Below are 23,300 nucleotides of genomic sequence, written 5' to 3'. Positions count from 1 at the left end.
GGTGTCTGGGGCCGGTATCTTCGTGTACAGCGCGACGGCCGACGGCAGCCCAGCTGTTGGGCGAGCTGGTTGAGGGTTTCAAGCAGGCTCATGGCTGTACCTGACTGATTCGGGAGGCGAGAGCTTGCTTCATGGCGGCGACGGCCGGGGCTCGTGTCTGGGATCGGGTGGGTGCCAGGAAGGGGTGGGCTGGCTGGTTAAAGCGGCCGTGTTCGAGGACGTTGGCGATGAGCGCGTTGCTACGTCCGTCGGTGCGGTTCTCGACGAACCCGACCTTGATGTTGTGGTCTCCACGGGAGTTGACCTTGACCAAGGTTGTACCGAGCGCGGACAGAAGTTGCCCGGTAGAGCGCGACGGGTGCTGTCCTTGCCTGATGGCCTGTTGGAGGTTGGAGCGCATCCGGGCTTCGACGATGCTGGCTCCGGCGTGCAAGACATCGTCGGCGCAGGCATCGATAGCAGAGCTGATCGTTTGGAGGCTGTCGATGAACCGAGTGGTCAGGGTGATTTGGGCTTTTGCCACGCTGGCCTCCTGATCGCGTAGAAGTAGAGTTTGCAGTACGAGCTGGGATGATGCGGCTGCGGTCGCAGTAAGGATGGTGGCCATGTCCATTGAGCAGATTGCCTTCGTGATCCCTCCACGCATTGAGGCGGGCTTGGCCACCGGTGAATTCGTTCGATACGGCGGCGTTGTCCGCGACGGCGCAGGTCACATCGTGACGCATCTCAAGGAATTACCCACTCCAAAACTGGACAAGGCCATCGGCGTAGCTCGGAAGTTTGCCGAGGCGAACAAGGTGGCGCTCGTGGCGGGGACGGTAGCGGCCGCGGCCTTGGGCGGGACCGCAGTTGCTGTCTTCGCGGTGAAGCGCAAGAAGGTCAAGAAGGCGGAACTGCGGCTCCAAACCGCCTTGTCGGCATACATGAGAGCGATCGTCTCCCAGAAGATGAATCTCGTCGTCATCGATGGACTCGACCTCGCCTTGGCCGAACTCAGAAGCATCACGGGAATGGCCACGAGCGATATGATCGACGGTGAGGTCCTCGAGTCTCTGATCAGTTACAGTCGCGGGTTCATTCAGAAAAATGAACCTGCCCAGTTGCCGAAGTCGGAGATGGCGCAGGTCGTAAGTCTGGAGGAGTACCTAGCTGAGCAGAGGCGCATCTTCGACGAGGCAAGCTAGCTGGCATGCTCCGGAGCGCACTGGTGGGCGAGGATCTCCAGGTAGCGTCCGCCGATGTTCTCGACGGTGTCGATGATGAAGCGTCCGCGGTCGCAGGTCAGTTCCATGGATGGATCGACCTTCAGGCCGGGGATTACCCGGATGTGGAAGCAGTCGGTGGTGTGGGTGTAGGCGGACCGGTTGACCCAAGCGGCGGTGGCGTGGCGGGTTTCGAATCCGGCCGGGTCGGTGGTGGTGATGGGTGCGATGAGGTCGATCAGGATGCGCATTTGGCCTAGTCCCATGTGAGGGTGTCCTGTCTAGATTTTCCAGTCGCGGTCGAGCCGCGGCAGGGTGTTGACCGCGTTCCAGACCGCGTCGGTTGTGTCGGGTTTGTCGGCCCAGTATCCGGCGGTGGCACCGCCGCGGAATTCGTAGAAGTGGCTGGCGAGTATGATGATGGCTTGCCTGGTGGTGCCGCTCATGGGGTGGGTGTCGTAGTGGGCGTCGGGCAGGTGCTGGTAGGCGGTGGCGCAGGAAGTGGCGGCACCGATCAGGTGGGCGATCAGTGTGTCGTCGAGGTCGTGGGTCAAGACGAGGTTGGTCTTGACTTGGTCGATCAGGTCAGGCACTTCCGCCACCTCCTTTCGCCAGTGTGGGGAGTTATGCGCCGGTGGTGCCGGACTTGTGGGGAGGACCTTGACGGCTTCGGGGAGGATGAGCTTGCCGTCGAGGCGCTGGGTGGCGGGGAATCCGACCTGGCCGGTGTCGGCGAACAGCTCGTTGAGGCGCTTGAAGGAGCGGCCCTGACGGTCGGCGATCCAGTGGTAGCCCAGGTCACCGAAGGCGACGCTGCGGGCTCCGGCCTTGATTTCGGGCACGAAGGTGGAGGTGTAGACGGGGCGTCCCAGGATCAGGCTGGGGGATCCGGCGGTGAGGGCGGGCTGCCAAAGGTAATGGCCGTTGCCGTCCTTGAGCTTGCGGACGGTCTTGACGGTGGAGTCGCTCATCAGCCAGACGGCGTTCTTGCGGTAAGGGGCGCGTAGTGCAGGTCGATGAGTTCGTCGGCGGTGATGTCTGCGGCCGTGGCGGCGGTGACGCCATCCTGGGCTCCGGCGGTGGCGTCGAAGATGCCGGTGGGCTTGCCCTTGCCGTCACCGGCGATGAAGGCTTCCTCTTCGGCGGCACCGATGCGACGGGCGAATTCGGCGGTCAGGTAGGCCTCGACGTCGAAGGCGGCATCGTTGAGGAGTTCCTCGCTGATCTTGAGGAAGGTGCCGAGCTTGTGGGCCGACAGGGACAGCTGGATGAACTTCGCGTCGGGCTCGGTGTAGGCGCTGCCTTCGTCGAGCCAGGTCGCGGTGCCGTGTGTGGCGACGATGGGGATCTTGCGGTACTCGGAAGTGGTCTGGATGACGCGGGCCAGTGGGCGGATGATGTTCTGGTCGGCCATGGACTGCACGAGGGTGCGCTCGAACTCGTCGGGGACGAGGTAGCCGCCCTCAGCGTCGACGCCCTCGGGCAGGGCGTTGCGGACCTCGGGCGGGGAGGCGTTGAGTCGCATCGCGTTCCAGAACGCCTGCTTGTAGGTGTCGGTGGCGCGATGGTTCGACGGTGCGGGTTCGGGTTCGGTGTCTCCGGGTATGGATGCCAGCGTGGTGGCGGTGTCGCGGCGCTGGGCCCGCTCGGAGCGGGAGATCTCGTTGGTGAGGGCGTCGATGTCGGCTTCCATGCGGGCGTAGGTGGCGTCGTCTTCGGCCGACAGGATGCCGTCGGTGTTGCGGTGGTCGTCGAGGAAGGCCTTGGCGGTCTCCGAGCTTGTCAAGTTGTTTGTGTAAATGGTTGGGTTTAGTTGGTTTGGGGGAATCGTTCGGGGTAGCGGATGGCGAGTTCGTTGAGGGCTCTGGTCCAGCCCTGGACGGTGAAACCCTCAACCAGTTTCCCGGGGGTCGTGCGTTGGGCTCTGGGTTTGCCGGCCTGTTTGGCTCGTTCACGGGCCCTCTTGTCCTCGATGTTGCGGATTGAAGCGTCCTGAGTTTTTTTCCGGGGTTAGGGCGCAACGGGTGTTGGGTCCTGGTGGTGAGTGTAGGCGACTTCGACTTCCGTGGGGGTGTGGTAGTCCAGGGCCTCGTGCAGGCGGGCTGTGTTCCACCAGTGGACCCACTCCATCGTGGCCAGTTCGACGGCCTCGATGGACTCCCACAGGTGTTTGGAATGGATGAGTTCGGTCTTGTAGAGCCCGTTGACGGTTTCGGCCAGGGCGTTGTCGTAGGAGTCGCCCACGGTGCCCACGGAGGCTGTTACCCCTGCGGTGATGAGTGCCTCCGAGTATGCCAGGCTGACATACTGGGAGCCTTTGTCGCTGTGGTGGATCAGGCCTTCATGGCCGCGGCTGGTGCCTGTGCTCAGCAGGGCGTGCTCAAGAGCCAGCAGTGGTAGTCCTGTGGTATGCAGGCTTGCCGAGACGGCCCAGCCCACGATGCGGCGGGTGCAGACGTCGGTGATGAACGCGACGTAACACAATCCCGTCAGGACACGCACGTAGGTGATGTCGGCAACCCACAACTGGTTCGGGCGTTCGGCAGTGAACCGGCGTTCGACGAGATCGAGGCGGGTATCGGGGTGTCCGGCAGGGCGTGTGGTACGTGGTTTCCGGCCGCGGCGTACGCCCTGGAGGCCGGCGATCCTCATCAGGCGGGCGACCTGGTCACGACCGATCTGCCAGCCGGAACGCAGCATCGCGTGATGCATCTTCCGTACCCCGTAGACGCTGTAGTTCTCCTGGTGGATCCGTTTGATCTCAGGTAGCAGGACCTCATCTCGTAGGGCCCGTGCCGAGGCGGGGCGGGTCTTGGCGGCCCGATAGGCGCGGGAGGTGATGAACCCACACGTAGTCGCACGCAGAGTACGGCAGATGGCCTCGACCCCGAAACGGTCACGGTGTTCGTCGATGAACCGGATCATCTCGTCGTGGGGCGGTCGAGTTCCCTGGCGAAAAAAGCCGACGCAGCCTTGAGGATCTCATTGGCGCGGCGGGCTTCGGCAAGCTCGCGCTTGAGGCGTTTGTTCTGTTCCTCCAAGGACTCGGCCACAGGCCTTGGTTCTGCCTCGGGGCCGTATCGGTTGCACCACAACCGCAAGGTCTCCTCACCAACGCCGACCTGCGGGGCGATAGCCCGGATCGAACGCGAACGCGGACCTCCCTTGACCGCTTGACGTTCCAGAACCAATCGGACCGCGCGCTCACGCAACTCTGGGCTGTACTTCTTGGGCATGTTCCAATTCTCCTTCAACTGGATCGGAACCAAACCCAGGACGGTTCACCCAAACCGGCCAGATCATCCGCGAACTCACCATCGACCCCACCCGCGACTACCAACCCATCGACCCAAAGAAAAAAACCTGAACCTCCACAACGGAGGTTCAGGCCATGCCAATGTCCTGAGACATCACATTGTCGGGCTGACAGGATTTGAACCTGCGACCCCTTGACCCCCAGTCAAGTGCGCTACCAAACTGCGCCACAGCCCGAAACCGCTCAACGTGCGGCTCGGGTAGCTTAGCGGGTGAACGGCTGGGGACGCCAATCGGGCGCGCCAGGAAGGCACCGACTCCGTCTTGACGGACCCCGGTCGTACTCTTGTCATCATGAACCTGCGCCTCCGCTCCCTGCTTGTCGCCCTGGTGGGGTCGACGCTCCTGTTTTCAGCCTGTTCCCCGGGGAACACGACTCCCAGCAACACCCCCGAGAAGACCACCCCCACAGCATCCTCCACCCAGGAAACCTCACCCTCCCCGGTCGCACCGGCCGGGGCTCTGACCATCACGTCCTCAACCGACGCCGCCCTGCCCAGTGACCCCGTCACCCTGAGCCTGGAGAACGGCACCATCACCAACGCCACGGTCACGGGACCGGGAGGCGCGGTGGAGGGCACCTTCGAGAAGGACGCCTGGACCCCCTCGAAGGCCCTTGAACTGAACACGGAGTACAAGCTCGCCGCCACCGCCAGCGACGGCACGACGAAGGAGGCCAGCTTCAAGACGGTTTCACCGGGCTCCGCCGAGACCACTTTCAACCTGCCCTACATGGATGACAACCTGGGCGTGGGGATGCCCGCGTACGTGAAGTTCAGCCGGGCCATCCCGCAGGAGTACCGCGCATCCATCGAGAAACATGCGAAGGTCACCGTCACCCCAACGCAGGAGGGGTCGTGGGGCTGGATCAGTGACACCGAGCTGGCTTACCGCCCGAAGGAGTACTGGAAGCCGGGAACGAAGATTTCCCTGGATTTGAAGTGGCTGGGGGTGCAGGCGACCGATAAAACCTGGTTGAAGAAGGACTCCAGCGGTGCCTTCTCCATCAAGAACGTGTCGCGTGTCATCAAGGTGGACATCGCGAACTACACCACCACAGTCGTCGAGAACGGGGAAGTGGTCAAGACCCTGCCCTCCACCACGGGGAAGGAGGGTTTCGTCACCCGTTCCGGCACGAAACTGATCCTGGAGAAATACGACAGCCTGAAGATGAACTCCGACACCATCGCTATTCCCTCGGGCAGTTCCGAGGCCTACAACCTGGACGCACAGTACGCCATGCGAGTCACCTGGACAGGTGAGTTCATTCATGCCGCCCCGTGGTCGGTCGGTTCCCAGGGGAAGGCGAACGTCAGTCATGGCTGCGTCGGACTCAGCACAGACAACGCCGGGTGGCTCTACAAGGGCACCAGCATCGGTGATGTCGTGGAGTTCACTGGGTCCGATAGGAAGATGAAGCCCTCCGAGGGGATGGGGGTGTGGCTCTACTCGTGGGAAGAGTGGAAAGCGCTCTCGGCTTCCGGCTCGTGAGTTGACCGAGGGGCGATACCGGGCCGGATTGCTAGGATGACTGCGCCCATGCCTGTCATCGTTCCCGTAATTCTTCTCGCACTGGCCTTCGTGACCACCCCGCTGTTCGTCCGTTTCCTTGGGCGAAACGCAGGGTGGCCCTTGTCGGCGCTCTACGTGGCGGCCGCTGTGTTCGAAGCTCCCGCCGCCGGTGCCGTGATGGCAGGGGAGCGGCCGGCCTGGTCCGTGGACTGGTTGCCTGCCCTCGGCATCCGGCTGGCCTTCGCGACGGACGGTCTGGGCCTCGTCTTCAGCTTCATCGCGTTGCTGATCGGCGCGGTCGTGTTTGTTTACTCGACGCGCTACCTCGCGGTCGGCAGGAACTACGCCTTCTACCAGGTGATGACGGCCTTCACCCTCTCGATGCAGGCGCTCGTGCTCGCCGATGACCTGGTGCTGCTGTTCATCTGCTGGGAACTGACGTCCCTGGCGTCCTTCCTGCTGATCGCATCCGCCGGTAACGCGGGTGAGGGCGCCTCTATGCGCACCCTCCTGATCACATTTGTCGGCGGTGTCCTGCTCCTGCTGGCGATCGCCGCAATCTGGTGGCGCACCGGCACCACCTCGCTGTCCGGGGTGTTCTCCCACGAGGTGTGGGCCTCCGATCCTGGGTTCACCACGCTGATAGCCGTCCTGGTGGCCCTGGCCGGGTTCACGAAAGCGGCCCAGTTCCCATTCCACGTGTGGCTCCCGGACGCCATGGCCGCGATCACCCCGGTCAGCGCCTATCTTCACGCCGCGGCGGTCGTCAAGGCCGGCATCTTCCTGCTGCTGCGTTTCAGTCCCGTCCTGCACGCGAACGCGGTGTGGAACGGTCTTCTGGTGACGGTCGGGTTGATCACCACCTGCGTTGGCGGGTACTTCGCCCTGGAACAGACCGACGCCAAGAAGCTGATGGCCTATTCCACGGTCAGCCAGCTTGGTCTGCTGACCGCGAGCATTGGGTTGGGCACCGAGGCCGGTATAGCCGCGGCGGTGCTGCACACCATTGCGCACGCTCTGTTCAAGTCCGGGTTGTTCATGATGGTGGGTGTCATCGATCACTCCACCGACACCCGCGATCTTCGTCGTTTCCCGCCCGGACTGTACAGGCGGATGCCCTTCAGCTTCGCGGTGATGGCGCTGGGATGCGCGTCGATGGCCGGCATTCCACCGATGCTGGGTTTCGTCTCGAAAGAAGCGATCCTGGCCTCGCTGCTAGGGGCTCCCGGGGCGTCGTGGACCGGTTTGGCGGCTTTCCTGGTGGCCGTTCTGGGTTCCGTGCTCACCTTCGTCTACTGCGCCCGTGTCCTGCTCGGAATCTTCTTCGACGGCACCGACGAGAATCGTTCCGTGCACATGCACGATCCGTTGCTCGCGGGAAGTGCTGCGCTACCGATCCTGGTTTCCGTGCCCCTGATTGCCTGGCTCGGGGGACTGTCGGGCCCGGTGGCATCGGCCGCCGGGGCGGCTCTCGGCGGGACGGCACCCGGGGTTCACCTGGCCCTGTGGCACGGCCCCGGCACGGAGTTGTACGCGACGGTGGGCATCCTGCTCCTCGGGTCCGTCATCGCGTGGCGGCGCAGGACATTGGTCGACTGGGTGCTGCAGCATCGATTCCCGCTCAACGGTTCCAAGGCCATGTGGCACCTCACGGAGTGGACTCGTCGTCTCGGCGCGCTGCTGGCCCGCTCGGTGGCCTCGGACACCGCCACCCGGCACATCGTCTCGATCCTGGGTTCGCTGGGAGTGATCGGCCTGGCGGGCAGCTGGGCGGCCAACCTCACCGGCCTGCGGGCTCAACAGCCGGGACTGACCAAGTCGATCGATGTCGTCGTGTTCGTCCTCATCACCGCGGCAACCATCGGGGTCTGCATTTCCCGGGTGCGCATCGCATCGGTGCTGTCGTTGTCGGCGGTGGGGATCCTCGCGACAGTTCAGATCCTGGCTCTGGGAGCCCCCGACGTGGCCCTCACCCAGCTTCTGGTGGAGAGTCTGAACATCATCGTGATCATGCTCGTGCTTCAGCGGCTTCCGGTTCGGTTCCCAGTGCGCCGCCGGGGCCGGAACCTGCTGACCCTGGCCGCCTCCGCGCTGGTGGGTGGGGGAGTCGCGGCTCTCACCTGGGCCCTGACCGCGCGGCGCGACAAGTCGGATCTGGCGAAGGAGTTCCTCGAACGCACAAAGGAACTTGCCTCGGGCGACAACGTCGTGAACGTGATCCTCGTGGAGTTCCGCGGATTCGACACCCTGGGTGAGTTGAGCGTGCTCGCCATGACGGCGGTCGCCATCCTGGCTCTGCTCTCGACGGTGAGGGACCGCTACATCGATCCGCCAGGAGACGACCCCTATCTGATTCCGGTGACGGCGCTGCAGATAAACCAGAACCCGCGCTCGCGCGCGCACCGCGCGATCATGGAAGCGTGGCCCAATGCGGTCAGCCTCCAGGTGATGCTTCGTTTCATGACCCCACTGCTGATAGTGATCTCCGCCGTCCTGTTCTGGCGTGGGCACAACAGCCCGGGCGGGGGCTTCAATGCGGCCCTGGTGGCTTCCTCTCTGGTGGGACTGATCTACCTGTCGACCGCCAAGGACCGTTCCGTGGGCCCGCCCCGGTTGCCCCTGTTCCTGGTCGGCGGGGGAGTCATGCTGGCGGTCGCCACTGGTTTTCTCGACCTGTTCCTGACCGGTTCCTTCCTGCAACCGATCCACGGGGAAATCCTGGGAACCCACCTGACCACGTCGATGATCTTCGACGCCGGCGTGTACCTGGCGGTCCTGGGGCTGATACTCGTCTCCTTCAACGTGCTGGGCGCCACCCGGGGTACCAGGGCCGGGGGCGAGGGGACCCGCGAACGCATCGACGAGTTGCTGGAGGGTGAACTTCCGGGGCCGCTGGAGACCGTGCGGGGGGAACGTCCCCGGCGTCCCGCGATCCGGACCCGTTTCATCACCGAGGGCACCCGTCCGAAGGAAACCAAGAAATGATCCTGATAGCCACGATCTTCGTCCTGGTCACCGGCGGGGTGTACCTCCTGCTCCAGCGCTCCATGGTGCGCGCCGTGTTCGGGCTCGGGCTCTTGAGCCACGCCGTCAACTTCGTCCTGCTCACCACTGGTGTGCCGGGCTGGCGGACGGAACCCATCACCGACGGCACCAGCACGGTAACGGTGGCGGATCCTCTCCCGCAGGCCTTCGTGCTGACCGCGATCGTGATCACCCTGGCCACGAGCATCCTGATGCTCGCCATGGCCGTCATCGGGCGCAACGACAACATGCTGCGCCATCCTGAGACGGGGGAGACCCACCGCGCATGAACTCCGCCATCCTGCCCCTGTTCGTCGCCGTCCCGCTCCTGTCGGCGGGAGTCACCGTGTTGTTGCGGGGCCCCGTCGTGCAGCGCATCGTGCTGTTGTTGGTGTCGTCGGCGACGCTCATTGGTGGAGCGGCGCTCCTGGTGTTCCACCAGAACACCCCCGCCCTGGCGCATTCCATCGGCTCCTACAAACAGAAGATGGGTATCGTCTTCGTCTCCGACACCCTGAGCGCCCTGCTGCTGGTGGTCACCGCCTTCCTGACCATGGTCTCCGGCATCTTCCTGATGCTCACCAAGGAGGATCGCTACCGTTTCGTGGTCCCCTTGATCCTGCTGCTCAACACAGGTGTCAACGGGGCGCTTCTGACCGGTGACCTGTTCAATCTCTTCGTGTGGGTGGAAGTGATGCTCCTGCCCTCCTACGCGCTGATCGCGGTGACCGGATCCTGGCGGAGGCTCGGCATCGGACGGATGTTCGTGATCGTGAACATAGTCACCTCCACCATCCTCGTGATGGGCGTCGGTCTGCTCTACGGGGCCATCGGATCGGTGAACCTGGCGGCTCTGGCGGGCAAGGGCGGAGATCCCCAGGTCTCGCTGGCCACCTCGATCATCCTGTTCGCGCTCTTGGTCAAAGGAGGTGTGGTTCCCGTCCACGGCTGGCTGCCCCGCGCCTATCCCGCGACCTCTGCCGGGATCATGTCCCTGTTCGCCGGGATTCACACGAAAGTGGGCATCTACGCCGCCTACCGGGTCTATGCCACCGTCTTCGACGGGCCGGCTCCCTGGCTCCCGGTGCTGACGGCCGTGGTGGTGGCGACGATCGTCGTCGGCGCTTTCTCGACCTTCGGTGAATCCCGGATCCGGGGGTCGCTCGCCTTCCAGATGGTCACGGGGGTCGGGCAGATCCTGATCGGCCTGGTTGTGCTGACCGAGTTCTCCGTGGCGGCGGGACTGTTCTACATGGTTCACCACATGATCACCATGGCGGGCCTGGTGCTGGCCTCGGGCGCCGTCGAGAACGTCTACGGTTCGGGACGGTTCGACCGGCTCTCCGGGCTGATGCGCCGCGATCCGTGGCTCGCGGCCACTTTCGCCATCGGGCTGGCTTCGCTGGTCGGGTTGCCGCCGACCTCGGGGCTGTGGGGGAAGGTCGGGTTGCTGGGGGCCTCCGCCCAGGCCGACCCGGTTACGGGATGGCTTCTCATGGGCTGCGTGGCCCTGGCCTCCGTCGCATCCCTGATGGCCCTGCAGCGCCTGTGGCGAGAGGCCTTCTGGGGAGCGCCCATGAAGAACTACCTGCCCGACGACCCCACCACCTCACGTGGCGTGCCGACCCCGATCGCCGACGACGCGAAGGTGTCCTGGCGGATGCTGTGGCCATCGACCCTGCTGATCGGGATCTCCGTGCTGCTGTTCTTCGGCGTCGGTTGGGTGTGGCCGCTGTTCGAATCAGCCGCCCACGGTTTGATCGACGTCTCCGCCTATGTGGCCTCTGTGGATGCGGTGAGCGAGTGATGCAGGTTCTTAGACTGCTTTCGTGGTGGTGGTACCTGACCACCCAGATTGTCATCGGGTCGTGGAACGTGGCGGTGGCGGCGTGGCGCCCCAAACCGATGGCCGGCCCCGCCATTGTGGAATACCCGATGCGCGCCACCACCGACTTCGAGATCGCTATGTTCGCATCCGCCATCACCATCACACCGGGCACCCTGGTGCTCGGCGTCTGCCCCGGCGACGAGACCCGGGGACCCTCGGTGTTCGTTCATTCGCTGTTCGACTCGGAGCGCGCCTCCGTCATCGATGGCCTGGCAGAGTTGGAATGGCACCTGCTGCACGCGTTGCGACGCCATGGAATGCCGAAGGGGGAAAGATGAGTCTCGCAATCTGGGTCGCGATCGGGCTGCTCGCCGTCTCCGTTCTCCTGGGTCTGTTGCGGGTGATGACCGCCCCCGACTCCGCGACGCGGGCAGTGGTGGGAGACCTGGTTTTCTTCTCCTGCATCGGGATTCTCGCCATGTTCGGGATGCTGCACCATTCCAGCGTCTCGGTGGACGCCGCTCTGCTGGCCTCGATACTCGGGATCCTGGCCACCATCGCGCTGGCAAGAATCATGACCAGGGGGAGGAGATGACGATGCTTGAAATCCTGGCCTCCGTGCTGGCGGTGCTGGGTGCCGTGCTGGTGCTGTCCGTCGCGGTAGCACAGTTCAGAGCCAGGGACGCCGTCTCACGGATCAACGCGCTCGGACCGGCGACCGCGCTGGGGCTGCCCCTGATCCTGGTGGCGGCCGCCCTCGGCTGGACCGCCACCGATGGTTTCGACCTGATGCTGTGGGCGAAAACCGCCGTCACCGTGATGGCCCTGCTGATCGTGAGTTCGGTGGCCTCGAACGTACTCGCCCGCGCCACCGTCCGGACGGATGCCAGACTTGACCCGAGAACCGAACCCAACGACCTGAAAAGCGAGACATGATGCGCGCAGGAATCCTCATCGCCCATTGCGTCCGGACCCGCTCCTGAACGTGACCAAAAACCTGAACACCGTCTCCGCCACCGCGCGGCTGTTCACCCCCGACACACCGTTGGTGCTCGCCAGCGGCGCCGAGTTGGCGCCCGTGGATGTCGCCTACGAAACCTACGGGGAGCTGAACCCGCGGGGTTCGAACGCCATCTTCGTGTGTCACGCCCTGACCGGCGACGCCCATGCCGCCGGTCTCAGACCCGGTGACCGGAAACCCGGTTGGTGGGACAACCTCATCGGCCCCGGTAAGGCGGTCGACACGAACCGCTGGTTCGTGGTGTGCGCAAACATTCTCGGTGGATGCCGCGGCACGACGGGGCCGTCATCGGTCAACCCCGCAACAGGTGAACCGTACGGCCTGGACTTCCCGCTGCTGGCGATGTCGGATTTCGTGACGGTGCACCGCCGCCTGGGCCAACACCTGGGCGTCGACCACTGGGCCGTCCTGCTCGGGGGCTCGCTGGGAGGCATGCAGGTCCTCCAATGGACGTTGTCCTACCCGCAGGACTGCGACAACGCGATCATCATTGCCGCGTCGTCACGGTTGACCGCGCAGAACATCGCCTTCTCCGCCGTGGGCCGCCAGGCCATCATGCGGGACTCGGCCTTCCGGGGGGGACGTTTCCTCAGCGAGGGCACGATGCCCGCGAAGGGGTTGTCGGTGGCCCGGATGCTGGCTCACATCACCTACCTGTCGGAGGATGCGTTCAGCGCGAAGTTCGGCCGGACGGCCCAGTCGGGGAAACTGGATCCCGGTTTCGGGATCGATTTCGCAGTCGAGAGCTACTTGGAGCACCAGGGGGAGGCCTTCCTGGAGCGCTTCGACGCCCTCAGCTACCTGTACCTGACCCGGGTCATGGACTACTTCGACCCCTTCGCCTCCGATGACGCCTTGGCGAGGCTCACGGCCGATCCCGTGAAGTTCCTTCTGGTGAGTTTCGACAGCGACTGGCGATTCGACACCGGCCATTCCCGAAGGATCGTCCAGCACCTGGAGGGAGCCGGTCTGCCCACGTCGTTCCGAGAGATCCACTCCCAGTGGGGGCACGACTCGTTCTTGCTGGATCTGCCGGACTACCATGCCATCCTGCGGGCCTTCCTGGACCGGGCCTCGGAGGAGGGGAACCGATGACACGTGCCGACCTGCGGCTGATCGCGAGGCTCATACCGGAACGTTCCCGGGTGCTCGATCTCGGATGCGGCGACGGGGAACTCCTGCGGTTGTTGGAGCAACGCGGCTGCCACGGAACCGGGGTCGAGATCGAACCGGAGCCCTTCCTCGCCGCCGTGCGGCACGGCGTCAACGTCATCGACCTGGACATCAACAGCCAGCTGGGTCAGTTCGAGGACGGCTCCTACGACGTCGTCGTGCTGTCCCGGACCCTTCAGAACCTCCGGCAACCGGCCGAGGTGCTGAGGGAGATGGCAAGGATCGCGGGGCGCGGTGTGGTCTCGATGCCCAACTTCGTGCACTGGCGCAACCGGCTTCGGTTGCTGACCGGGCGCATGCCCGTTACCAAGGACTTGCCCTACAGCTGGTACGACAGCCCCAACCTGCACTTCACCTCGTTGAAGGACCTGTCCCCACTTTTCGCCCGGCTCGGCCTCGAGGTGGAGCGCTGCATCCCCCTGAACGAGAGCGGCCGCCCCCTGAGGACGGGGGAGTGGGGCGCCAACCTACTTGCGAGTTCCGCGGTCTATCTGCTCCAGGGCATGCGGTGATCCCGTGCAGGCCCTGTACCGTACCCGGATTCCCAGGTCGCTGACCGTTCTTCTCGCCCTGCTCGCCGGGCTGGGTCTGGCCATGGGATTCGCCCCTTGGGGGCTCTGGCCGTTGACGATCACCGGGGCGGGGCTGCTGACGTGGCTGGTCGCGGGCAGCACCCCCCGGGCCGGATTCGTTGTCGGCATGCTGGCGGGCTGCGCCCTGTACGGCACCACCATCTGGTGGGTGGGCGCGCAGGCTGGACCGGTGGTCTGGGTGCTGGTTGTGGTGATGGCCGTCTGGGTCGGGCTTCTTGGAGCCGTTTCCTCCCTCATCACCCGGCTTCCCGGCTGGTGTTTCCTGGTCCCACTGTCCTGGGGTGCCATCGAATACGGTGCCGGACAGATCCCGTTCGGGGGATTTCCCTGGCTGCGGCTCGGCCACACGACCATCGACCAGCCCTTGGCCGGCTGGTTGCCGCTGGTGGGAACCCCGGGAGCCACCTGGCTGGTTGCGATGGCGGGATGCTGCTGCCTGGCCGCGATCGTCCAGCGGCGCCGTCTGGTTCCGTTGATCTCCGTCATCGGTGTTTTCGCCATCGGGGGCGGAATGCTCCTGTTCCCGGCGGACCGCGGCGGCGAGGACGTCTCGGTGGGCATGGTCCAGGGCAACGCGCAGCTGGGGCTGCACGGCGGCTACATCGCCGCCACCGGGGCGACCCCCCACCACCTCAGCGAGACCATCTTCCTGCTGGCCGACGCGCGGGCCCACGGCCGCAACCTGGACATGATCGTCTGGGCGGAGAACTCCACCGACACCGACCCGATGCTCAACCCGACCACGAGGGCGCAGGTGAGTGCCGCCGTCGAACTGGCCCGGGTTCCCCTGGACCTGGGGGCGATCACCGCGGGCCCTGAACCCCGGACCCGGCAAACCACCACGCTGATCTGGGTCCCGGGAAAAGGAATCGTGGATCGCTACCACAAACGCAATCTCGCCCCCTTCGGGGAGTTCGTGCCCTACCGAGACGTTCTGGAGCCCCTGTTCCCGGAGGTGAAACGGGCCGGGTACCAGTCGATACCGGGCACCGATCCGGGCGTCGTCACGGTGCCGACCCACACCGACCCGGACCTGAGGGTGGGTACCGTGATCTGCTACGAACTGGCCTACGACCAGACCGTCTACGACACCGTGACGAACGGCGCCGAGGTCCTGGTGGCACAGAGCACCACCCACAATTTCTCGGGAACCATCGAGCCCCAGCAGCAGATGAACATGAACCGGGTGCGGTCGGCGGAACTCGGGAGGGAGTTCATCGCCAGCACCCTCAACGGGTACTCGGGTCTCATCGACGCCAAAGGCGGGCTGCACGAATCAACCCGGGAGTACACGGCCGCGCACCGCATCTACACCGTCCCCAAGCGAAACAACATCACCCTGGCGGTGTACCTGGCTCCGATACTGGGTCCGACCCAGGTGCTCGGTTGCCTGCTGGCCACCGGATTTGGGTTCCGCTCGGCCCGCATCGCCTGCCGGACCGGTAGTCTTGAGCGGACGCCCACAAACTCGGATGAACAGGAGAAACAATGACCGAGGCCTCACGCACCGGCGAGGTGCTCGTCATAATCCCAACGTTCAACGAAGCCCAGAACATAGAGAGCATCGTCTCCCGGCTGCGGCGCAGCGTCCCGGAGGCACACGTGCTCGTCGTGGATGACAACTCACCGGACGGCACGGGCAAACTCGTCGATGCGATGGCCGAGCAGGACGATTACGTGCACGTGTTGCACCGTAAGGGCAAGGAAGGCCTGGGAGCGGCCTACCTGGCGGGATTCCATTGGGGCCTCGAACGAGGATACGGCGTGCTGGTGGAGCACGATGCCGACGGCTCCCACCAGCCGGAACAGCTGCCCAGCCTGCTGGCCGCCCTGGAACACGCCGACATGGTCAAGGGCTCCCGCTGGGTCAAGGGCGGTTCCGTGGTGAACTGGCCTTGGACACGCAAGTTCCTCTCACGCGGGGGTTCCCTCTACATCCGGTTGATGCTCGGGATGCCGTACCGGGACATCACGGGCGGGTTCAACGCCTTCCGCGCCGACGCCCTCGCCGGGATCATCGACCTGCCCATCGACCGCCGGGGCTACGGGATCCAACGCGACCTGACGTGGCACGCCCACCGGGCCGGACTGCGCATCGTGGAGGTTCCCATCGAGTTCGTGGAACGTGAGTTCGGTGATTCCAAGATGGGCGGTACCGTGGTCAGGGAAGCCATCATCTCGACCACGAAGATGGGGCTTCGGCACCGTTGGCAGCAGCTGAGAAAACTATTCGGGAGGCGCCGTGGCTGAACGAGGTATCCAGTTCCGGGGGGCGGCGGGTCTGTTGCTGGTCCTCGCGCCCCTGCTCGTCTGCCTGGCCGCCGAGGTGATCATCCTGGTCATGGTCACCAACGCCCTCGGCTGGTGGACCGTCGCCCTGCTGATCTTTACCACCCTGCTCGGCTGCTGGCTGCTTCAGCGGGAGGGACGCCGCGCCTGGGGTGCGCTGCTCGAGTCCTTGGGCAGGGGCTCCCTACCGCCGGGACGAACCGCCGATGCGGTGCTGGTGATGGTCGGTGGTCTGCTGCTCATCTTGCCGGGCTTCATCTCCGACATCGTCGGATTGTTGCTGCTGATCCCGCCGAGCCGGCGCCTGGTCCGCAGCACCTTGGGGAAGCTGTTCGGAAGGGCGATCGGCAACCCCTCCGAACAGCCCGTGGTGATCGAGGGGGAAGTGGTTCAGGAATCCCCGCCCACCGACACCCTGATCCCGGGAATCAGTCCGCCGAGCCCCTGAGCTTGTCCAGCTGCTCCGCCAAGATGTCCTCGAGTTCCGGGATGCTGCGCCTTTCACGCAGCATGTCCCAATGGGTCCGGGGGGGTTTCGTCTCCTTCGCCTCTCCCGTTGCGCCGTCGGAGCGTTTCGCCATCTGACCGCACCACTTGCACTCCCACTCGAAGGGCAGCTCCGCCTCGATTGCGAAGGTGACCTCGAAGTGATGGCCCTTGGGGCAGTCGAATCCCACTTGGCTGCGTTCAGCGAACTCGATTCCCTGTTCGTCCTCGAAGCTCTTGGCGCCCAGCCCGACACCACGAAGTGCTCGATCTGCCATGTCTTTGACCTCCCTACTTGGAGTTGAACGTCTCGGATGCTTCTCAGGTTCCAAGACTGCTGGCCCACATGCCCCGGGCCTGCAGTACCTCACGAAGAAGGTCCGGACGGTCCGTGACTATGCCGTCCACCCCCCAGTCGATGAGTGTGTGCATGTCGTCGCGCACGTCGATGGTCCAGACGTGCACCCTGTATCCGGCGCGATGGATCGCCTTGACACGCGCCTTGGTCAACAATTTGATCCTCACCCCGGCCACCTCGTGGGAGACGGGGATCTGGAACACGCCCGGGCCTCCCGGACGGCAGGTGCGGATGTTGCCCACCGCCATGGCCGCCACCCCCACCGGGCCGACGGCCGTGGTGACCCCGGGCATCAGTTTCCGGAACCTGTTGATCCGGCGCTGTGAGAAGGACCCGACGCACACCCGCTGCTCGGCTTGGAAACGACGGACGATCTTCGCGAGGGGCTCCACGGCTCCGGGGGCCTTGAGATCGAAGTTGAAACGCGCCTCGGGAAAGGCCTCGAACAGTTCCTCCACCGTCGGGATGGGTTCACGTTCACCGACACGAACTTCACGCACGGCAGCGAGGGGCAGTCGCGCGATGTGTCCCTCCACGTCGGTGACCCGGGCGAGGTTCGGGTCGTGGAAGGCCACCAGATGGCCGTCGGCGGTGGCGTGAACATCGGTCTCCAGGTACTCGTATCCCAGCGCGACGGAGTTGGCGAAGGCCGCCAGGGTGTTCTCGATACCGAGGTTGGCAGTGAGCAAGGCACCACCGCGATGCGCCATCGCGATGAACTCCGGTTCTAGGAAACCTGAACACATGGGAACCATTATGCCTAGTATCGCCGTATTCGTGGCACGGGACGTGGGAGACTTGCCCACATGCACAACGTCTTGTCGATCCAGTCGGCCGTCGCCTACGGCCATGCAGGGAACTCGTCCGCCACCTTTCCGCTGCAGCGGGCCGGAGTGAACGTATACCCCGTCTACACCGTCACCTTCTCCAACCACACCGGCTACGGAAGCTGGCGCGGCCCCATGATCGCGGCCTCGGACGTCGCGGACGTGGTCACCGGCATAGACGAGCGGGGGGCCCTCGCCGGTGTCGACGCAGTGCTCGCGGGCTACCTCGGCTCGGCCGACGTGGGACAGGTCGTGCTGGACGCAGCGGCCCTGGTGAAATCGCGCAACCCGGATGCGATTTTCCTCGCCGATCCGGTCATGGGCGATGTCGGGCGGGGTTTCTACGCCCGGCCGGGCATCCCGGAGTTCTTCCGCGATCACGTCGTGGCGGCCGCGGACATCATGACCCCGAACCTCTTCGAACTGCAGTACCTGGTGGGGCACGAGACGGGCACCCTGTCCGAGGTGGTCGAGGCGGCCCGTGAACTCCGGGACCGTGGCCCCGAGATCGTGGTCGTGACCTCGGTCGTGGCCACCGACGCCCCGGACGGTCTGTTGCGGATGCTGGCCGTGGACGCGGGCCAGGCCTGGCTGGTGGAAACCCCGATGCTGGAGCGCAGCTTCACCGGATCGGGCGATCTCACCGCGGCCATGTTCCTCGCGCACTGGTTGCGCACCAAGGACCTCGGTGAAACCCTCGGGGTTACCGCCTCGGTGGTCTATTCGATCCTGGAACAGACCTCGATCAGCGGGGAGGCCGAACTGCAGCTCGTGGCAGCTCAGGAGCAGGTGGTGAACCCGGTCAATAGGTTCACCGCGCACAGTCTCTGACCGCGGATCAGCTCGAAGCGTCACCCCAGAAGGTGTTGATCTGGGCGCCGAGCTGATTGAAACGCCTCGGCAGGTCCTCGTAGCCCCGGTTGATCACGTAGACATCCCGCAGGATGGTGGTGCCGCGGGCTGCGAGGGCCGCCAGGAACAGACACACCGAGGGCCGCAGCGCCGGCGGGCACTCGATGTCACGCCCACGCCATTTCGTCGGGCCGATGACCATCAGTTTGTGGGCGTCCATGACGGTGACGTTCGCCCCCAGGTCGCAGAGCTTCTTCAAGTGAACCGCGCGGTTGTCGTAGACCCAGTCGTAGATGATCGACTGTCCCTCGGCCGTCGCGCAGATCAGGGCGAAGAAGGGAAGGTTGTCGATGTTCAACCCTGGGAACGGCATTGGATGGATTTTGTCCAGGGGGGCCGTCAGCTCGGACGGTTTCACGGTGACGTCCACCAGCCGGGTGTGACCGTTACCCGATGGGTATTCGCTGCTCAGCGCCATTCGCTGGCCCATTTCTTCCAGAACGGCGAACTCCACCTCCAGGAACTCGATGGGGCAGCGCTTGACCGTCAGTTCCGAGCGGGTGACGATGCCGGCGGTGATGAGGCTCATCGCCTCGATCGGGTCCTCCGAGATGTGGTATTCGACGTCCTTGTTGATCTCCTTGACGCCCTGGATGCGCAGGGTGGTGGTTCCGATGCCGTCCACGCCGACCCCCAGTTCGCGCAGGAAGAAACACAGGTCCTGCACCATGTAGTTGCCGGAGGCGTTGCGGATCACGGTCAGCCCCGGGGTGCGGGCGGCGGCCATGATCGCGTTCTCGGTGACCGTGTCCCCACGCTCCACCAGGGTGATGTGGTGTTCGGGCGCACCGTCGCGCTGCACGGTGGCGTGGTACTGGCTGTCGTGCGCCTCCACGGACAGGCCGAGACGTTTCAGCGCGGACATGTGCGGATGCACGGTCCGGGCCCCGAGGTCGCATCCGCCGGCATAGGGGAGTTCGAAGGAATCGAACTCGTGCATCAGGGGGCCGAGGAACATCAGGATGGAACGCGTGCGGCGAGCGGCACGCTGGTCGATGGTCTCGGGGGTGAGTTTCTCCGGGCGGGTCAGTTCGAGATCCTGACCTCCATTGGTCGGGGTGACAGTAACCCCGATGGACTGGAGGACGTCGCAGATTCGATCCACCTCCTCGATGCTGGCGATCCCGCGCAGCACGGTGCGACCCCGGTTGAGCATCGAGGCGCAGAGCAGCGCGACGGCCGCGTTCTTGGAGGAACGGACCTCGATCTCGCCCGCAAGCTCCGTCGGCCCGGTGATCTCGAAGTTGACGGTGCCCTCGGTGGCCGCGAGTATCAAGGGCATCTCGAGCGCGGATGCCAGTCTCTCGATCATGTTGAGAGAGACGTTCTGCTGGCCCATCTCTATCCGGTGAACGGCGGACTGTGAGGAGTTGATTTCATCGGCGAGGCGCTGCTGGGACCATTGACGGGCCTTGCGCGCCTCCCGGATCATGATTCCCAGGGACTGGCTGGTGGCGGTCATGGCGTCATCTTAACTCATATCTGAGATAACGCCTGTCGCCCGGTGCTGGCCTGCGCGAGGCGGCGGGAGCACTAGAGTGGGCCCCATGACCCACGAATACGACGTCTGCGTGCTCGGCGCCGGTCCCGGTGGCTACGTTGCCGCCATCCGTGCCGCCCAGCTCGGCCTGAAGACCTGCATCATCGAGAAACGCTACTGGGGGGGAGTGTGCCTGAACGTCGGCTGCATCCCGACCAAGTCGTTGCTGCGCAACGCGGAGCTGGCCCACATCGTCACCCACGAGGCCGACACCTTCGGCATCCAGGGTGAGATCACCGTCGACTACGGCAAGGCCTTCTCCCGCAGCCGCCAGGTCTCGGAGCGGATGACCAAGGGAATCCACTTCCTGATGAAGAAGAACAAGATCAAGGAGTTCAACGGCTGGGGCACCTTCGTCGATGCCCACACCATCGACGTTGCCGACAACAACGGCGCCACCACCCGGGTGACCTTCAACAACGTCATCATCGCGGCCGGATCGACCACGAAGATGCTTCCCGGAACCAGGGTCTCGGCCAACGTGGTCACCTACGAGGAGCAGATCCTGGCCGACAGGCTCCCGAACTCGATCATCATCGGCGGTTCCGGGGCCATCGGAACCGAGTTCGCCTACGTCTTGCGCAGCTACGGCGTCGACGTGACCATCGTCGAGTTCTTCGACCGGATGGTTCCCAACGAGGACGCGGAGATCTCCGCCGAGATCACCAAGGCGTACAAGAAACTGGGCATCAAGGTGCTGACCGCCACCAAGGTGGAGTCAATCGAGGACACGGGCAGCGGGGTACGGGTCACCGTCAGTCCCGCCAAGGGAGGTGCCTCCCAGGTCCTGGAGGCGGATCGTTTCCTCTCGGCTGTCGGGTTCGCCCCGCGCACCGAGGGTTACGGCCTGGAGAACACGGGGGTCGCCCTGACCGAACGCGGCGCCATTGCCGTCGACGACTATCTCCGCACCAACGTTCCCGGGGTCTACGCCATCGGCGACTGCACGGCGAAGATGATGCTCGCCCACGTGGCCGAGGCCCAGGGCATGGTGGCCGCCGAGACCATCGCCGGGGTCGAGACCCATCCCGTCGACTACGACATGATCCCGCGGGCGACCTATTGCCAGCCGCAGATCGCGTCCTTCGGCTACACCGAGCAGCAGGCCAGGGACAAGGGCCACGAGGTCAAGGTCTCGAAGTTCCCCTTCGCCGCCAACGGCAAGGCCTGGGGCCTGGGGGAAGGGGTTGGTTTCGTCAAGCTCGTCGCCGACGCCCGATACAACGAACTGCTGGGTGCCCACATGATTGGCCCCGACGTCACGGAACTGCTTCCGGAACTCATCCTGGCCCAGAACTACGAACTGACGGCCGATGAGATCGCGCACGCCGTTCACGCCCACCCGACGCTGTCAGAGGCCATCAAGGAGGCCGCCCACGGCATCGGCGGGCACATGATCAACCTCTGAGTTCCGCGGCTCGGAGGAAGAACGGGCGGGACGGTACCCTAGGGGGTACGCAATCGGTTTTGACAACCAGTGATTGGAGCCCCTCATGTGCCGTCCCGTTTCCTGCCCGCGTTGCCACAAGACCACTTGGGCCGGATGCGGCCAGCACATAGAGGAGGCGCTGCGGGACGTGCCTTTGGAGAAACGTTGTACCTGCCCCAGGGAAGCGGACCGGTGACGCAGCTGGATCCCGATGCGGTGAGGCCGTCGGTTCTCCGCCTGAAACGCGCCAGCGGACAGCTCAACGCCGTGATTCGCATGCTCGAGGCCGGCCGGGAGTGCGAAGACGTGATAACCCAGATTGCTGCGGTCTCCAAGGCCATCGACCGGGCCGGTTATTCGATCATCGCCCACGGCATGCGCACCTGTCTGTTGGACGACCCGACGGGGGAGTCCATCGACACCCAGAAGCTGGAAAAGCTTTTCCTGAGCCTGTCGTGATCAGAAGTCGTTCAGGTTGACGGGACCAAAAGCGGTCGCGAACAGCCGGGAGAGCTCCTGGACGGAACCCGGGGAGCCATGGACGATGCCGGAACGGGCCAGTTGTGCGGCCGTCACATCGCCGAACCAGAGCCGGGCCAGGCTGTCCACACCGAGCTCAACGGCGGGGGAGAGGGAGGATCTCACAGCCTCCCCCCGGCCTTCTCGCACAGTGATGCACCAGGTTCCCTCGCAGAACCCCATCGAATCCGCGACCTTGATGACCACTTGGCCGTCCGAGTCGAAACCGCGATCCGCAACTGCCCTCTCCAGATCCAGGATCCGTAACCAGATGCCGTCGCGGATGACCTTCTGCTTGATGGCCCAGGGGTCGACGAGTGAGCCGGGCAGAGGATCATCCGGAACGGCTGACTCGTAGGTGAGTTTCTCGACCAGGTCGAAACTGGCCAGGCCCTGCCACAGCGCACGGTCGATCTCGGGGCTGGGGGAGCACACCGACAGGACCGCGGTGGGTGCGGGGGAATCGCTTTGTTTGCTCTCGAAACCACCGTGCTTGAACTCCGCGAATCCGTCCGGGGCACCGGAGGCGTCGAAGTGGAGCAGATACCGCAATTTCCTGGACGGCCCCTGCTCGTCGAAGTCCCAGGTGCCGTCCGCCTTGGCGAGATGCATGCCCAGGGGACTGAACGCACCGCGATGGGCCACCTGATGGACGGTGGACAGGTGTTCGAATATATTCTCATCGAGTGGGGGATTGACGAGCTCCAGTGAGCCCGGGGCAACCGCCACATCCGGGCGGATGGCGAAACGCCGGGTGTCGATCTCCCAGTCGACGTGCCGAGTGGCGACCCCGAAGCCGAAGCGGCCGTAGATCGTGGCCTCGCTGGCGCTCAACGCGGCCAGCGCGAGTCCCTCGGTCCTGGCACGTCGGAGGTGGTGGTCCATCATCAGCCGCATCAGGCCACGGCGGCGGTGAGTGGGACGGACCGCGACGGTGTTGATTGCCATGACCGGGACGACGTTCCCGCCGGCATTCACCCGGATAGGCGCCCAGGCCAGTCCGGCGACCACCTGACGTCCCTCGAGCCCTGGCCCTTCCGCGGTGACCATGCCGAGGGTCGCGCCATCGGCTCGCCGGTGCCTGCGGAAAGCGGCCAGGCCGTCATCGGAGGCGCGACCCTCGAGGAAGACAATCGCGAACAGATCCAGGTATGCGGCCCAGCGAGGATCGTCGTCCGGGGTGTCGAGCGGCAGGAGCTCGAGTTCGTAAGGTTCCATCACCACGACAGTCTATGAGGCCCGGCCATCGGGGACGAGGACAAGAGCACCGCG

24 protein-coding genes, 1 tRNA gene, 2 pseudogenes and 1 other annotated feature are annotated in these 23,300 nt (G+C 64.8%); of the genes and pseudogenes, 16 read left to right on the top strand and 11 right to left on the bottom strand.

The window, feature by feature from the left end; genetic code table 11:
* Positions 1-88: 88 nt before the first annotated feature.
* Positions 89-607 (bottom strand): HK97 gp10 family phage protein, encoded by a 519-nt coding sequence (locus tag EL272_RS07605; protein ID WP_244926051.1) that lies wholly within the window; start codon positions 605-607, stop codon positions 89-91.
* Here EL272_RS07605 and EL272_RS07600 point away from each other — a divergent pair.
* Entirely contained in the window at positions 606-1,184 is a 579-nt protein-coding gene (locus EL272_RS07600; RefSeq protein WP_061786970.1) for a hypothetical protein, read from the top strand. The two genes, EL272_RS07605 and EL272_RS07600, sit on opposite strands and share 2 nt — an antisense overlap.
* Here the strand turns inward: EL272_RS07600 and EL272_RS07595 are convergent.
* The 6 genes and pseudogenes from EL272_RS07595 to EL272_RS07580 all read right to left on the bottom strand — a co-directional run bounded on the left by EL272_RS07595 (position 1,181) and on the right by EL272_RS07580 (position 4,694).
* The gene (locus EL272_RS07595; RefSeq protein ID WP_073969939.1) at positions 1,181-1,468 is read right to left on the bottom strand and encodes a head-tail adaptor protein; all 288 of its coding nucleotides are present in this window, start codon (positions 1,466-1,468) and stop codon (positions 1,181-1,183) included. The two genes, EL272_RS07600 and EL272_RS07595, sit on opposite strands and share 4 nt — an antisense overlap.
* A gap of 15 nt (positions 1,469-1,483) precedes the next feature.
* The gene (locus tag EL272_RS15420) at positions 1,484-1,795 is read right to left on the bottom strand and encodes a head-tail connector protein (RefSeq protein WP_197720328.1); all 312 of its coding nucleotides are present in this window, start codon (positions 1,793-1,795) and stop codon (positions 1,484-1,486) included.
* A 120-nt stretch (positions 1,796-1,915) separates the two neighbouring features.
* Positions 1,916-2,988: pseudogene (locus EL272_RS07590) on the bottom strand (phage major capsid protein); the annotation flags it as partial.
* A gap of 23 nt (positions 2,989-3,011) precedes the next feature.
* Positions 3,012-3,188, bottom strand: a pseudogene (locus EL272_RS16030) (IS256 family transposase); the annotation flags it as partial.
* Positions 3,189-3,212: 24 nt separating this feature from the next.
* A protein-coding gene (locus tag EL272_RS07585; RefSeq protein WP_110644194.1) for an IS3 family transposase occupies positions 3,213-4,438 on the bottom strand; the annotation gives its coding sequence in 2 pieces (ribosomal slippage) (positions 3,213-4,165 and positions 4,165-4,438; 1,227 coding nt in all).
* Positions 4,053-4,166, bottom strand: a sequence feature (AL1L pseudoknot). Its footprint overlaps the gene before it by 114 nt.
* Positions 4,439-4,620: 182 nt before the next feature.
* Positions 4,621-4,694: transfer RNA gene (locus EL272_RS07580), tRNA-Pro, on the bottom strand.
* A gap of 117 nt (positions 4,695-4,811) precedes the next feature.
* On the opposite strand from EL272_RS07580, the gene EL272_RS07575 reads away from it, so the two are divergent.
* From EL272_RS07575 to EL272_RS07520, 12 genes are read left to right on the top strand one after another with little or no spacing between them, the layout of a single operon-like run.
* Complete coding sequence (locus tag EL272_RS07575; RefSeq protein ID WP_159424521.1) at positions 4,812-6,008, top strand: L,D-transpeptidase; 1,197 nt, start codon at positions 4,812-4,814, stop codon at positions 6,006-6,008.
* A 48-nt stretch (positions 6,009-6,056) separates the two neighbouring features.
* On the top strand, positions 6,057-9,014 hold the full coding sequence (locus EL272_RS07570) for a DUF4040 family protein (protein WP_061786975.1): 2,958 nt from the start codon (positions 6,057-6,059) through the stop codon (positions 9,012-9,014).
* Positions 9,011-9,343: a sodium:proton antiporter gene (locus EL272_RS07565; protein ID WP_014846618.1), complete on the top strand. Its 333-nt coding sequence runs from the start codon at positions 9,011-9,013 to the stop codon at positions 9,341-9,343. The genes EL272_RS07570 and EL272_RS07565 overlap by 4 nt, the downstream gene beginning before the upstream one ends.
* Positions 9,340-10,860 (top strand): monovalent cation/H+ antiporter subunit D family protein, encoded by a 1,521-nt coding sequence (locus tag EL272_RS07560; protein WP_014846617.1) that lies wholly within the window; start codon positions 9,340-9,342, stop codon positions 10,858-10,860. Before EL272_RS07565 ends, EL272_RS07560 begins: the two co-directional genes overlap by 4 nt.
* Positions 10,779-11,219, top strand: coding sequence for a Na+/H+ antiporter subunit E (locus EL272_RS07555; protein WP_341459820.1), 441 nt, complete (start codon positions 10,779-10,781; stop codon positions 11,217-11,219). The genes EL272_RS07560 and EL272_RS07555 overlap by 82 nt, the downstream gene beginning before the upstream one ends.
* Positions 11,216-11,476 carry a monovalent cation/H+ antiporter complex subunit F gene (locus EL272_RS07550; protein ID WP_014846615.1) on the top strand — a complete coding sequence of 87 codons (261 nt, stop codon included), beginning with the start codon at positions 11,216-11,218 and terminating at the stop codon, positions 11,474-11,476. Before EL272_RS07555 ends, EL272_RS07550 begins: the two co-directional genes overlap by 4 nt.
* A gap of 2 nt (positions 11,477-11,478) precedes the next feature.
* The gene (locus tag EL272_RS07545) at positions 11,479-11,817 is read left to right on the top strand and encodes a cation:proton antiporter (RefSeq protein ID WP_014846614.1); all 339 of its coding nucleotides are present in this window, start codon (positions 11,479-11,481) and stop codon (positions 11,815-11,817) included.
* A 49-nt stretch (positions 11,818-11,866) separates the two neighbouring features.
* The gene (gene metX / locus EL272_RS07540) at positions 11,867-12,997 is read left to right on the top strand and encodes a homoserine O-acetyltransferase MetX (RefSeq protein ID WP_244926050.1); all 1,131 of its coding nucleotides are present in this window, start codon (positions 11,867-11,869) and stop codon (positions 12,995-12,997) included.
* On the top strand, positions 12,994-13,587 hold the full coding sequence (metW, locus tag EL272_RS07535) for a methionine biosynthesis protein MetW (protein ID WP_014846612.1): 594 nt from the start codon (positions 12,994-12,996) through the stop codon (positions 13,585-13,587). The genes metX and metW overlap by 4 nt, the downstream gene beginning before the upstream one ends.
* Before the next feature lie 4 nt (positions 13,588-13,591).
* Positions 13,592-15,160 carry an apolipoprotein N-acyltransferase gene (gene lnt / locus EL272_RS07530; protein ID WP_061786977.1) on the top strand — a complete coding sequence of 523 codons (1,569 nt, stop codon included), beginning with the start codon at positions 13,592-13,594 and terminating at the stop codon, positions 15,158-15,160.
* Positions 15,157-15,918, top strand: a complete 762-nt coding sequence (locus EL272_RS07525; protein ID WP_014846610.1) for a polyprenol monophosphomannose synthase — start codon at positions 15,157-15,159, stop codon at positions 15,916-15,918. The genes lnt and EL272_RS07525 overlap by 4 nt, the downstream gene beginning before the upstream one ends.
* On the top strand, positions 15,911-16,405 hold the full coding sequence (locus EL272_RS07520; RefSeq protein ID WP_014846609.1) for an FxsA family protein: 495 nt from the start codon (positions 15,911-15,913) through the stop codon (positions 16,403-16,405). The genes EL272_RS07525 and EL272_RS07520 overlap by 8 nt, the downstream gene beginning before the upstream one ends.
* Here EL272_RS07520 and EL272_RS07515 read toward each other — a convergent pair.
* Positions 16,386-16,721: an RNA polymerase-binding protein RbpA gene (locus EL272_RS07515; protein ID WP_014846608.1), complete on the bottom strand. Its 336-nt coding sequence runs from the start codon at positions 16,719-16,721 to the stop codon at positions 16,386-16,388. The genes EL272_RS07520 and EL272_RS07515 overlap by 20 nt on opposite strands.
* Before the next feature lie 43 nt (positions 16,722-16,764).
* On the bottom strand, positions 16,765-17,547 hold the full coding sequence (locus EL272_RS07510; protein WP_014846607.1) for a glycerophosphodiester phosphodiesterase family protein: 783 nt from the start codon (positions 17,545-17,547) through the stop codon (positions 16,765-16,767).
* Positions 17,548-17,607: 60 nt separating this feature from the next.
* On the opposite strand from EL272_RS07510, the gene pdxY reads away from it, so the two are divergent.
* The gene (gene pdxY, locus EL272_RS07505; RefSeq protein ID WP_014846606.1) at positions 17,608-18,459 is read left to right on the top strand and encodes a pyridoxal kinase PdxY; all 852 of its coding nucleotides are present in this window, start codon (positions 17,608-17,610) and stop codon (positions 18,457-18,459) included.
* A 7-nt stretch (positions 18,460-18,466) separates the two neighbouring features.
* Here the strand turns inward: pdxY and EL272_RS07500 are convergent, their stop codons facing one another.
* Entirely contained in the window at positions 18,467-20,002 is a 1,536-nt protein-coding gene (locus EL272_RS07500; RefSeq protein ID WP_014846605.1) for a helix-turn-helix domain-containing protein, read from the bottom strand.
* Between the two features lie 85 nt (positions 20,003-20,087).
* On the opposite strand from EL272_RS07500, the gene lpdA reads away from it, so the two are divergent.
* Both lpdA and EL272_RS07490 read left to right on the top strand, forming a co-directional pair.
* Positions 20,088-21,488, top strand: coding sequence for a dihydrolipoyl dehydrogenase (lpdA, locus tag EL272_RS07495; protein ID WP_061786978.1), 1,401 nt, complete (start codon positions 20,088-20,090; stop codon positions 21,486-21,488).
* Positions 21,489-21,701: 213 nt separating this feature from the next.
* Positions 21,702-21,968 (top strand): metal-sensitive transcriptional regulator, encoded by a 267-nt coding sequence (locus EL272_RS07490; RefSeq protein ID WP_014846603.1) that lies wholly within the window; start codon positions 21,702-21,704, stop codon positions 21,966-21,968.
* Here the strand turns inward: EL272_RS07490 and EL272_RS07485 are convergent, their stop codons facing one another.
* On the bottom strand, positions 21,969-23,246 hold the full coding sequence (locus EL272_RS07485; protein WP_061786979.1) for a GNAT family N-acetyltransferase: 1,278 nt from the start codon (positions 23,244-23,246) through the stop codon (positions 21,969-21,971).
* Positions 23,247-23,300 lie beyond the last annotated feature (54 nt).

The organism is Arachnia propionica, assembly GCF_900637725.1.
GTDB classification, from domain to species: domain Bacteria; phylum Actinomycetota; class Actinomycetes; order Propionibacteriales; family Propionibacteriaceae; genus Arachnia; species Arachnia propionica.
Note: the sequence above shows the minus strand (reverse complement) of the source record. Positions and strands in the feature narration are given on the sequence as shown.